The sequence below is a fragment of the Collinsella aerofaciens genome (genome assembly GCF_039752955.1).
GTDB classification, from domain to species: domain Bacteria; phylum Actinomycetota; class Coriobacteriia; order Coriobacteriales; family Coriobacteriaceae; genus Collinsella; species Collinsella aerofaciens_BI.
On the sequence record NZ_JBDMHB010000017.1, the window covers coordinates 1 to 11,531 of the forward strand.

General features: G+C 61.7%; 9 protein-coding genes. 4 read left to right on the plus strand and 5 right to left on the minus strand.

The annotated features are described in order from the left end of the window. Positions 1 to 556, minus strand: a 556-nt coding sequence (locus ABHR75_RS05350) for a hypothetical protein (protein ID WP_346963806.1), incomplete at its 3' end; no start/stop codon positions are given. A gap of 215 nt (positions 557 to 771) precedes the next feature. On the opposite strand from ABHR75_RS05350, the gene ABHR75_RS05355 reads away from it, so the two are divergent. Then, positions 772 to 1,263, plus strand: a complete 492-nt coding sequence (locus ABHR75_RS05355; protein WP_035136794.1) for a hypothetical protein — start codon at positions 772 to 774, stop codon at positions 1,261 to 1,263. 100 nt (positions 1,264 to 1,363) lie between these two features. On the opposite strand, the gene ABHR75_RS05360 is transcribed toward ABHR75_RS05355, so the two are convergent. Further along, positions 1,364 to 2,830 (minus strand): ATP-binding protein, encoded by a 1,467-nt coding sequence (locus ABHR75_RS05360; RefSeq protein WP_346963807.1) that lies wholly within the window; start codon positions 2,828 to 2,830, stop codon positions 1,364 to 1,366. A 569-nt stretch (positions 2,831 to 3,399) separates the two neighbouring features. Between ABHR75_RS05360 and ABHR75_RS05365 the strand changes: the two genes are divergently transcribed. After that, complete coding sequence (locus tag ABHR75_RS05365; protein WP_346963808.1) at positions 3,400 to 6,444, plus strand: insulinase family protein; 3,045 nt, start codon at positions 3,400 to 3,402, stop codon at positions 6,442 to 6,444. Positions 6,445 to 6,793: 349 nt separating this feature from the next. Beyond that, positions 6,794 to 7,390: a 5-formyltetrahydrofolate cyclo-ligase gene (locus tag ABHR75_RS05370; protein ID WP_346963809.1), complete on the plus strand. Its 597-nt coding sequence runs from the start codon at positions 6,794 to 6,796 to the stop codon at positions 7,388 to 7,390. A 23-nt stretch (positions 7,391 to 7,413) separates the two neighbouring features. Here ABHR75_RS05370 and metA read toward each other — a convergent pair whose 3' ends face one another. Then, on the minus strand, positions 7,414 to 8,340 hold the full coding sequence (gene metA, locus ABHR75_RS05375) for a homoserine O-acetyltransferase MetA (protein ID WP_346963810.1): 927 nt from the start codon (positions 8,338 to 8,340) through the stop codon (positions 7,414 to 7,416). A 211-nt stretch (positions 8,341 to 8,551) separates the two neighbouring features. Here metA and ABHR75_RS05380 point away from each other — a divergent pair, with 211 nt between their 5' ends. After that, complete coding sequence (locus ABHR75_RS05380) at positions 8,552 to 9,529, plus strand: L-lactate dehydrogenase (protein WP_346963811.1); 978 nt, start codon at positions 8,552 to 8,554, stop codon at positions 9,527 to 9,529. 132 nt (positions 9,530 to 9,661) lie between these two features. On the opposite strand, the gene ABHR75_RS05385 is transcribed toward ABHR75_RS05380, so the two are convergent. After that, positions 9,662 to 10,630 (minus strand): SIS domain-containing protein, encoded by a 969-nt coding sequence (locus tag ABHR75_RS05385; RefSeq protein WP_346963812.1) that lies wholly within the window; start codon positions 10,628 to 10,630, stop codon positions 9,662 to 9,664. Between the two features lie 144 nt (positions 10,631 to 10,774). Next, the gene (locus ABHR75_RS05390; protein ID WP_346963813.1) at positions 10,775 to 11,530 is read right to left on the minus strand and encodes a GntR family transcriptional regulator; all 756 of its coding nucleotides are present in this window, start codon (positions 11,528 to 11,530) and stop codon (positions 10,775 to 10,777) included. Between the last annotated feature and the right edge of the window lies 1 nt (position 11,531).

Genomic DNA, 11,531 nt, shown 5'->3' on the forward strand with positions numbered 1-11,531 from the left:
GAACAGGACCGTGCAGAACAAACCATCCATTTTCGGGCTCGAACCGCTCAACAAACGCAAGGCCGAGCACCTTATAGCCCACCTCGGTTGCAAATATGACTCCGACTGGGACGCCACATTCCATGCAGTTGAGCATTTTACGGTTGTAATTCTGGTCTCGAGAACCAACGGCTCCTGGCGCTTGGACCGAATACTTAATGACCCACGTACCGTCATCCAAATAGAGCGGAGGCACATCGGTGTAGAAGCTCTTTTTAGAGTTATGGACCGAAAGCGCAAAGATCTTATTGGGATCTTGCTTCACCCGATCCTGGCCCGGCCAGAAGATCCCTGAATCCCGCGTTACGGGAAAGAAGTCCGAGCCAATTCTCAAACGGTACTGATACTGAGGACTATCTTCCTTGGTGTGGTGCGGAAGGCTGGTCCAAACACCGCCGCGCTGTTCCTCACCCAGAAACCACTCCCATGCCTCAACGTATTCGGAAGGCACGAGACTGCAGGCGCGGTCATAGCTTGGTCCATCCATCAACGGAACAGCAAGGTCAATGTCGTTCATCGCCAGCACCTACAACCATACGAACGCGAGTCATGCCCCTCAATAATATGGCCGAGAGTCAATTATTACGAGATCTCATTCCGCGATCGGCACATCGTTGATGCTCTCGGTTTGCCGCTGGCGCGCTTGTACCCCGCTACCCCACTTCCCTGTATACTGATGTAGCACGTGTTTCATCCGGGCTTGTTGGGCCGGGTCGTTCATGGGAGGTTCTTGTGGCTGTTTCGAATCCGCCTAAGGGAAGCGTTTCTTCTTCGTCCATCAAGCCGGTTACGCGCAAGGCCGTGCGTTGCCAGCGCGAGGTCGCTTGGCTTGTCACGCAGGCGGCGGGCAGGCTTGTGGCGACCACTCAGGACGTCAATGCGCCTACGCCGAGCTTTGTGTTAGCGGCGGCGCTGGATTTTGTGCGCCAATTGGAGGTTGCCGCGCAGGATGCCAACGGCCACCTCGACTACCAGAACGTTATGGCGCCCGACCTGCAAACGTTCTGCCACATGGCCAAGTTGCCTGCCGCGCCCAATGCGCTTTCGGACGCAGGCTACATGTTTACGCTCTCGGGCGCGGACCTTATCCGCGACATCTATGCATACTGCAGCGAGCTCGCCGAGCGCCACGTCTTTGACGCGGCAGAAGTCAAACCGGGAAATGTCATCAAGCTGGTTCTTAGGCTGTTCCTGATAGACGGGTTCGGGGCCATGCCGGCGTAAGCCGAGTCTTTAGCATCACCGTCGACTGGGCAACAACCGCTTTACCTTAATGGACGCCAATCGAGGGTCGATTATTGGGTCGCCTCGTCCACTAACGCATCTATCCCACGCGCTCCGACAGTCGATACTTGCGGTTGCGGCTCGTCGCCGGCGCCGTGGGCTCAAGCTCGCCTTGAGCAATGAGCGCGTTGACGCGCGACCTAACCTGGGAAATTGTGAGCCCTGTGTGCTCTGCCAGCTCGCGCGTCCCCAGCTCGCCGTAGTGTTTGAGTGCCGTCACAATTAAGCCCCCGCCATGATCGACCGGCTCGATCTTTGAACGGTAAAGTACGACCTTGAACCGATCGAACCCCGGGCAGAACAGGGGCTCGGCCAGACCATGCGCGCGCATGGCATCGATCATCATCGGGATGCCCGAGCCATTGCCCTCAGCCGGCGAACCTGCGCCATCCGGCAGCGGGACAATCGACATGAGCTTCACAAGCGTCGCGTTACGGCATCGGGAGCTGCCGTCAAACAAGTTCTCGCGAGTCTTTCCCCCGTAAAGGCCGCCAGGATTCGTCACCTCGACACGATCGTCAAAGACGTCGACGGCAATCGATTGTCCACAGAACCGATCCCCGTATTCTCGATGGATTACGGCGTTGGCGATTGCCTCGCGCAGAACCTCCTCGGGAATCTCAAGCGAGTCGACACGCGAGACGCCTTGGACGGTCGAGGTTCGCCGCAAATTCTTGGCGACGGCCGCGACGGCATCCGAGATCATCTCGCCCAACGTTCCCTCACAGATTGTGCGGTCCATGAACCTCAGCGATCCCGCCGTGCCTTTCCGGGTCCCCGCATAGACAGCCATGTCGATAAAGAGCTTGGGATAAAACTGCTGAGGGTAGGTGCCCGCAACTAGGAGTCCAGCCTTGGTAACATTGCCCTGGGAATCAAGGAAATTTAGGCGCTCCAGCTTCGTTTGTTTGTCCGGCGCGCCGCGCATTGCCCGAGGCGTCAACGAGAAAGCCCGATCTATCGTACGGTCGACCAGCGCCTCGTCGAGATCGTCCGCGCCCGCGCCCGCCACCGCGTCGCGATCGCTCGGAGTCGCTCGACCGTATGACGCCAATGCGAGCACCTCGGTCGACGAAAGCGGGACATCTTTGTCATCGATGCGTTTGTAGCTGCCACCTTGAGCGCCCCGCTCTATGACATAACAAGGCTTGCTCGACGGGTCGAGCTCCTCAATCGTGATGACCAGAACCACGGTGCCCTGGAGCTCCACGCGCTCAATGGTGTATTTGGGCGGATTGGCCAGCTTTCCGCGACCGCCCGCATCACCCATGCCCGCCACGAATTGGTTGAGCACTTTCTCGGTCTCAAAGTTTGCAACTGGGACAAAACCCGCGCGCTCGCTCACTCCGAGCACGATGATGCCGCCGGCGGTGTTTGCGAAAGCGCTGACCGTTTCCCATACGTCGCGGGAAAGCGTTGTGGCGCTCTCCTTGACCTCGACGTTAAGATCGTCCGAGCCCATGCGCCTTAAAGACTCGAGCAGACCGGTCAGTTCGTTTTCGTTCATCTGCACGTCCTTTCGCTCGGTTCTGCGAAGAATGCCGCGAATGAATTTCCTTCGTCTCTCAGTTATCTCTCGTAATTATCTCTCATCTTTCTGTTATCTCTCATATTAGAGATGAGTGAGAGATAAAAGATAAGATGTCTGCCATCTGTTTCATATAAACATGTTTTTGCTGGTAGAACAATCGGTATTGAGATAATACCATGATTGCTTGTCTCTTTGCTGCTCAGTTATCTCTCATATTTATCTCTCGTCTTTCTGTTATCTCTCGTATTCGTGACGAATGAGAGATGAGAGATGTGCGGGCGGCGGATGAGCGTGGATTTTGGACGGTCGGGAAATGAGGGTGGATATTTGGACGGTATTTGGGCGTTTTGAGGCTGATTCCGTCCGAAAATCCACTCTCATTCGATAGGCGTCCAAGTTTCCACGCTCGTGCGGCGGGCACGCGGGACCTATGCCCAATCCGCTGGCATCGTCTTCAGTTCGCCGCAGAGCCGCGGCCCCATATGGGTATACTCTCGAGGATTCGACTCGATTCGCCCCCGCTGGGACGTCAAAGGAGACTGCATATGCCCACCACCTCAACCGACCCGCGCGCCGCAGCCGCTGCACTGCTGGTGCCCGGCACTACCTGCCACGGCTTTGCCGTCGAGCGCCGCGAGACCGTGCCCGAGCTCGACTCGGACGCTTACGTGCTGCGACACACTGCCTCGGACGCTCGCCTGCTGTACCTGGCATGCGACGACGAAAACAAGGCCTTTGCCATTGGCTTTAAGACGCCGCCGGCCGATTCCACCGGCGTGTTCCATATTCTTGAGCACTCGGTGCTGTGCGGATCGGCTAAGTTCCCCGTCAAGGAGCCGTTTGTCGATCTGATCAAGAGCTCCATGCAGACGTTTCTCAACGCCATGACCTACCCCGACAAGACCATCTACCCCGTTGCCACCACCAACGAGCAGGATCTGTACAACCTGATGGACGTGTACCTGGACGCGGTGTTCAACCCGGCCATCTATACCAAGCCCACCATTTTTGAGCAGGAGGGCTGGCACTACGAGCTGGACCTGCCGGAGAGCGTCGAGGGCGAGGGCGACGGCGGCTCCGCGAGCCTGCGCGAGGGCGCGCTGCGCTATAACGGCGTGGTGTTCAACGAGATGAAGGGTGCGCTGTCCGACCCCATGAGTGTGCTGGACGACGCCGTCAACGCCGCGCTCTACCCCGACACCGCCTATGCACACGAGAGCGGTGGCGACCCGCGCGCGATTCCCGCGCTCACCTACGAGCAGTTCCTGGACACGCACGCGCGCCACTACAATCCTTCCAACTCTTATATAACGCTCTACGGCGACCTGGACGTGGACCGCGCCCTGGCCTTTTTGGACGAGCGCTATCTGTCGCAGCCGAGTGCCGCGAGCCGCCGCATGGACGCTGCCGTCGCCGCCGGCGAGGACCCGTCCACGATGGCGCCCAATCCGCTGGGCGTGCAGGCGCCCGTGACCTGCGAGTACAAGCGCGTCGAGATGGCCACCACACCCGAGAACGCCCTGGTGGGCCTGGGCCTGGTGCTGGGCAACGCGCTCGACCGCAAACGCACGATCGCGGCGGATATCCTGTTTGAAGCACTGCTGGGCTCCAACGAAGCGCCGGTTAAGAAGGCCATTCTGTCCGCCGGCCTGGGCGGCAACGTGGTGAGCTACACGGCGGCCGAGAGCCTGCAGCCCTACGAGCTCATCATGCTGCAAAACGCGCAGCCCGGCGTGGCGCGCGAGCTGCGCCGCGTGTTCCAGGACGCCTGCCGCGACCTATGCGAGCATGGCGTTCCACGCGAGCGCCTGGAAGCCATCATCAGCAGCAACGAATACGACCTGCGCCAGCGCGACTACGGTATCGCCGACGGCGTGGCCATTGCGTGCGACGCGCTGAGCACGTGGCTCTACGATGACGACGCCGCGACGCTGGCGCTCAAGTACGGCCCGGTGTACGAGGAGCTGCGCAGTGAGCTGGACGGCAGCTATTTTGAGGACCTGCTGCGCGAACTGGTGCTGGAAAACGACCACATGGCACTGGTCGAGCTGGTGCCGGTGGACGCCGCCGAGGGTTCGGAGGGTGCCGAGGCCGCCGAGCTGGCAGCCAAGCGCGATGCCATGACCGATGCCGAGCTGGCCGACGTGGTCGAGCGCACGGCCGCGCTGCGTGCCGCGCAGGAGGCGGAAGACACACCCGAGGCCAAGGCCACGCTGCCGCGCCTGCGCGTGTCCGACATTGGCGAGGCGCGCCCCGAGCCGCCACTGGTCGTGGACACGACCGCGCCCATCCCCTGCCTGCGCCACGACATCCCCACCAACCGTCTGGCCTACGCCATGCAGTATTTCGACCTGAGCTGCGTCGCGTTTGAGGACCTGCCCTATGTGACACTGCTCTGCCGCCTGCTTAAGCAGCTGCCCACGCGCGAGCACTCGGCCGAGGAACTCGACAACTTGCTCGCTGGCAAGCTCGGCTTTTTGAGCTTTACGACCGAGGTCATGACGCAGCCCGACGTGGACGGCGTGCGCCCCTACCTGCTGGTGAGCGCCGGCGCCCTGTCCGAAAAGATTGACGCACTGGCGAGCCTGCCGCGCGAGGTGTGGTCGAGCACGCTGTTGCTCGATGCCGACGCCGACCGCGTTCGCGACGTGCTCACGCAGATTCGCATTGGACTTGAGCAGGGCTTTATCAACAACGGTCACTCGGCGGCGCTCGGTCGCGCGATGAGTTACAGCTCGCCTTCGGCCGTGGTGCGCGAGCAGCTTTCGGGCGTGGACTTCTACCTGTTCCTGCGCAATCTGCTCGAGCACTTTGACGAGCGACTGGACGACCTGCGCGCCAAGCTTGCCGCGCTGGCAGACCGCATCTTTGTGGCCGACGGCTGCATGGCGAGCTTTACCGGCAGCGACGAGGACTTTGACGCGTACTGGGATGCCGCGGGCGACCTGGGGCTGGACGCTGGCGACGGCGCCGATGCCGGCCGCGACGCGCTCGTGGTGCCGGCGCCGTGCGACCGCCACGAGGCTTTTGTCATCCCCAGCGACATCTGTTTTGCCGCGCGTGCGTGCGATCCGCGTCGCCTGGGCATTGACGTGACGGGCGCCTGGGCGGTTGCCGCCAACGCGCTCTCCTACGATTACCTGTGGAACGAGATTCGCGTGAAGGGCGGTGCGTACGGCTGCGGATTCCGCGCAGCCGGCGAGCGCCAGGCGGCGTTCTACACCTACCGCGACCCGGCAATCGATCCTTCGATTGAGCGCGTGGAGCGCGCAGGCGAATGGCTCGGCAGCTTTGAGCCCGACGAGGCCGCCTTTGAGGGCTTTATCGTGAGCTGCGTGAGCGGCATGGACGCGCCCGTGAAGCCGTACACGCTCACCAAGCGCCGCAACACGACCTACCTGGCCGGGCTCGATCCGCACGCACGCGAGGAGCGCCGCGCCCAGATGCTCGCCGCTACGCCCGGTGAGCTGCGCTCGCTCGGCGCCGATGTGACGCGCATCGCAGCCGAGTCGCCCACCTGCGTCTTTGGCAGCCGAGACGTCATCGCCAAGAGCAGCGCCGGCTTCACCGTAGTCGACCTGTTGGGCTAACGCACAAAGGTAGATTTTTGGGACATGACCGAAAATCTACCTTTTTCTTTTGCCGCAGTCTGCCGATTTGTCTCGATCTGTAACGCTAAGGCGGCAATATTGGCTCCAGATGTTACAAATCGAGACGTTTCCGGATGACGCCGGCCCTTTGTCTCAATCTGTAACAACTAGGCCCATTTTTGCCGAGTTACTGTTACAGATCGAGACAGACCGCCGCAGACACCCATCACAGCACAGACCGCCGCAAAGGTGCCTGTGTCCACTTCGTGGTGGTTTTTGCTGTTTACCCAGATAAAACCTGCCAAAATAAACCTGTCCCTTTTTGGAAGGTTTGGGAGATGAGGCTGTGATGGATAAGGCTGAGTTACGGCGGGCGGTGATTGCCCGGCGCAATGCGATTGATTTGGATGTTCGGGCGGCGAAGTCCGCTGTTGTATGCGCGCGGCTTGTTGAGCTGATGGAGTCCAGCGGCACTGCGGGCCAACGCACCGTTGCCGTCTATGCCGCCATGGATTCCGAAGTCGACCCTGCCGCGTTTGCCGCTGCGGCCGCCGCGCGCGGCTGGCGCGTAGCCTATCCGTGCATGCTCTCGGCAAGCGACGCCGCCGCATGCGGCCAGCGCATGTGCATGCGAACGGTCGCCGCCGGCGATGTATCCGCGGCTCCGTTTATCGCCCACCCTACGCGGGCCATCGCAGCTACGGACATCGACAACAATCGCTGCCCCATCGTGCCCGCCGCCGAGCTCGACATGGTTGTCGTGCCGCTCGTGGCTTTCGACCGCACCGGCGCGCGCCTGGGCTACGGCGGGGGCTGCTACGACCGCTACCTTCCCATGCTCTCGCGCGCATGCCAAATCGTCGGCATCGCCTTTAACGAACAGCGCGTCGAACACGTTCCCACCGAAGCCCACGACCTGCCGCTGCCCAACATCATCAGCGCCTAAATGCCAGCGTCCCTCCCGACAGCCTAGTGCTCCTCGCCGGCGCGGGCCAGGTCGTAGGGCGTGGTCTGGTAGACGTAGTAGTTGAGCCAGTTGGTGTAGAGCAGTTGAGCCTGGCTGCGCCAGACGTTGCGCGGCTCGGCCGTGGGGTCGTCGCCCGGGAAGTAATGCGCCGGCACCTCCGGGTTGAGTCCGCGCTTCACGTCACGCTCGTACTCCAGACGCAGCGTGTCGGTATCGTACTCGGGATGGCCAAAGACAAAGAAGCGGCGGCTGTCGGTCGACTTGACGATGTACAGGCCCACCTCGTCAGACGCGGCCACGACTTCAAGCTGCGGCTCGGCCTCCACGTCCTCGCGGCGCACATCGGTGTTGCGCGAATGCACAGCATAGAAACGGTCGTCAAAGCCGCGGACCAGCGGGCTTTGCGGCTTCACCAGATAATGCTCGAACACGCCGCTCGCCTTTGCCGGCAGGTCGTGCTTCTGAATACCGTAATGATGGTACAGACCAGCCTGCGCGCCCCAACAAATGTGCAGCGTAGAGTGCACGTGCGTGGTTGACCAATCCATGATCTGGCAGAGCTCGGGCCAGTAGTCGACCTCCTCGAACGGCATCTGTTCCACCGGCGCGCCCGTGATGATCAGGCCGTCGTAGTGGATGTCGCGGATGTCATCGAACGTGCGGTAGAACGTCTCCAGGTGGCCGGCGCTTACGTGCGTGGCCTCGTGCGTCTTGGTGCGCAGCAGGTCCACCTCCACCTGCAGCGGCGTGTTGGAGAGCTTGCGCATGATCTGCGTCTCGGTGGCGATCTTGGTGGGCATGAGGTTGAGGATGAGCACGCGCAGCGGACGGATGTCCTGGTGCAGCGCGCGGTACTCAGTCATGACAAAGATGTTCTCGCTCTCGAGCTGCGCGGCGGCAGGGAGGGCGTCGGGAATGCGAATGGGCATGGATGCTCCTTACGAGTCAGTTGCAGCTATGGTACAACGAGCGGCCCCATCCGCGCGAGCACATCGCCCCGAGACACCGCCTGTGGTCCAAATCACTCCAAAAGTAGAGATTAAGGCATGTCCCAAAAATCTGCGGCGCTTTAGCCTAGCAAAGTGGTAGCTGGACGCTACAATGGTTCGACGCGAAAAACTCGGCTGAAAGGATACATATATGTACCAGACGCGTAAGATCGGTGTGGTCGGCCAGGGCCACGTAGGAGCACATGTCGCCAACAGCCTGCTCATGCAGGGCATTGCCGACGAGCTGTACCTGTGCGATATCAACGAGGCCAAGGTGACGTCCGAGGTCCAGGACCTGCGCGACTCCCTTTCGTTTGTCCCGTATAACACCAAGATCGTCAACTGCTACGACCACTTCGAGGAGCTGGCCTGCTGCGACGTCATCGTCAACGCCGCCGGCAAGGTCGCGCTGGCCGCCGGCAACCGCGACGGCGAGCTGTTCTTTACCACCGACGCCGCCCGCACCTTTGCCAAGCGCATCGTCGACGCCGGCTTTGACGGCATCTTCGTGAGCATCTCCAACCCCTGCGACGTCGTATGCACCGAGCTGTGGCACCTGACCGGCTACGATCCCAAGAAGATCATCGGCTCGGGCTGCGGCCTGGACTCCGCCCGCCTGCGCACCGAGATCTCCAAGAAGGTCGGCGTGAGCCCCAAGTCCATCGACGCCTACATGATCGGCGAGCACGGCTTTAGCCAGCTGGCTGCCTTTAAGGCCGCAACCATCGCCGGCAAGAGCCTCAACGAGCTTCAGGCCGAGAACCCCGACAAGTACGCCTTTGACCACACGGAGGTCGAGGAGCTCGCGCGCAAGGGCGGCTACGTAACCTACCAGGGCAAGCAGTGCACCGAGTACGCCGTCGCTAACTCCGCCGCGCGCGTCTGCGCCGCCGTGCTGCACGACGAGCACGCCGTGCTTTCCGCCTCTACGCTTATGACCGGCCAGTATGGCGAGGAGGGCATCTTTACCTCCCTGCCGTGCGTGATCGGCGCCGAGGGCGTCGAGGAGGTCTACACGCTCGACCTGTCCGAGTACGAGCTCGAGGGCTTCCACAAGAGCTGCCAGCACATCCGCGACAACATCGCCCAGCTCGACTGGTGGGACGCCGAGGCCTACGACGCAAAGTAGGCCGCTGGCTGCCGCAACCTTGCGAATCTAAGCGCGATACCAAGCGGGCCGCGCCGGAAATCCCCGGCGCGGCCCGCTTTTTTGACTCACGCAGTGCCCTTGCGAATCGAAGGTGAATACTTTTCCCGTTACCTAGTACTGCTCGACGCCCATGTAGCGGCGGAACTCGGGGCTGTGGTCGAAGACCTTGCCGCGGGCGGCGCGCAGCTCGCAGCTCATCGCATAGAAGAAGATCGGCTCTAGGAACGAACGCACGCTGGCAGGTACCTCGCCCACGCCGTACTCGAGCGCGTCGAGCACCATGATCGTGTCGGTGTGCGTGTTGAGGAACGCAAGAGCGCGCTCCTCCATGGGGCGGCACTCGCCCGATCCGAGCTGCACAAAGTAGAACACGCCGGGCTCGGTGGCTTCGAACGGGCCATGGAAGTACTCGCCGGAGTGGATGTAGCAGCAGTGCTGCCACTGCATCTCCATGAGCGAGCAAATCGCCATGGCATAGGTCTGGCTAAAGTTGGGGCCGGAGCCCAGGATATAGAAGAACTTGTGCTGCTGGCAGAGCTCGGCAAAGCGGGCGCCCAGCTCGGCGTTGACCTTCTCACGGGCGGCGGGCAGCAGCGCATCCATCTGCTTGAGGCCGGCATACATGTCGGCAAGCGCCTCGTAACCCTCCTGCTGGTCGAGCAACTCGGCGGCGATCAGAGCGCCAATGCCCTGCGGTACCTCGGCCTGCGGCACGCTTTCGCCCCACGGATAGACCCAGGTGGTCCACTTGCCGTTATCGATCTTGGAGCCCTCGCAGTCAGTGAGGGCAATGACCTCGGCACCGGCGGCCAGCGCCATCTCGCAGCCGTCGACGACCTCCTGCGTGTTGCCGCTGTGGCTGCAGGCGATGACGAGCGACTTCTCGCCAAGACTCTTGGGAGCCATCAGGCAAAACTCGCGTGCCGTGTAGACCGTCGAGGTAAACGTGGTGGCCTCACGCTTGAGCAGCTCGTTGGCCGGCATGAGATCGATCATCGAACCGCCGCAAGCGATCCAAAAGACGTTCTCGATCTTGCCCTTGCGCTCGATGATTTCCTGAACCAGATCATGTGCGTTCATGCTGATGCTCCTCCTTGTGGGGCGGCTTTGAACGACGACAGCTCGTACCTGCTGTCGTTCTATGTTGTCCTATTTATAGCACGTGTAACAACGCCCGTGAAGTCATCTCAGCAAATTTGTTCTATGTTGTTCTATCTGTGGACGTTAGATGTCGAAGACGTAGCGCGAGCCCACGATCTTTTGGCGGCCGAGCAGTAGAGGGCGCCCGCCGGCGTCGGTAAAGTAGGCCTCCATATAGAAGAGAGGCTCGCCGACCGGCACCTCCAGCAGCGGGGCCGTCTGAGTATCGGCAAGCGCAATCTCCACGGTGCAGGGGTCGGACTTGAGCGGCGCGCGACCCGAATGCTCGGCAACGAGCGCAAAGATTGAGTTATCGGTGAGGTCCTCGTCGGCCAGCGTCTGCAGGTAGGGATGGTCGGCAAGCACAAAGGCGTTGTTCTCGAGCATGACGGGCACGCCGTCTGCCGTGCGCACGCGCTCGACAACGATGAGCTCGCAGCCGGGTTCCACCCCAAAAAACGCCGCGTCCTCACGCGTCGCCGCAACCACCGTGCGCGACACCAGGCGTGCTCCGGCCACCATGTCGTTGGCGGCGCAACCCTCGGTAAAGCTCTGAACGTCGCCCTTCTGGCGAATCTTGCGCTTGAGCTTGGGCGCGCACACAAACGTGCCCCTCCCCTGCTGGCGGTTGAGATACCCCGCGCGCGACAGCTCCTCGATGGCACGGCGCACGGTGATGCGCCCCACGCCGTAGGACTTCGCGAGCTCCATCTCGGCAGGGATGCGCGAGCCGGCGGGGTACACGCCGCGCGCGATCTCGCCCTTTAGGTCGTCCATGACCTGCTGGTACAGCGGCACGGCGGGCACGTCAGTGCGGTCGGTTTTATCGTCGAATGCCATC

Coding starts and splice junctions, on each gene's coding strand:
- ABHR75_RS05370 (WP_346963809.1), top strand. CDS start 6,794: ATGGATAAGGCTGAGTTACGGCGGGCGGTGATTGCCCGGCGCAATGCG.
- metA (WP_346963810.1), bottom strand. CDS start 8,340: ATGCCCATTCGCATTCCCGACGCCCTCCCTGCCGCCGCGCAGCTCGAG.
- ABHR75_RS05390 (WP_346963813.1), bottom strand. CDS start 11,530: ATGGCATTCGACGATAAAACCGACCGCACTGACGTGCCCGCCGTGCCG.
- ABHR75_RS05380 (WP_346963811.1), top strand. CDS start 8,552: ATGTACCAGACGCGTAAGATCGGTGTGGTCGGCCAGGGCCACGTAGGA.
- ABHR75_RS05385 (WP_346963812.1), bottom strand. CDS start 10,630: ATGAACGCACATGATCTGGTTCAGGAAATCATCGAGCGCAAGGGCAAG.
- ABHR75_RS05360 (WP_346963807.1), bottom strand. CDS start 2,830: ATGAACGAAAACGAACTGACCGGTCTGCTCGAGTCTTTAAGGCGCATG.
- ABHR75_RS05365 (WP_346963808.1), top strand. CDS start 3,400: ATGCCCACCACCTCAACCGACCCGCGCGCCGCAGCCGCTGCACTGCTG.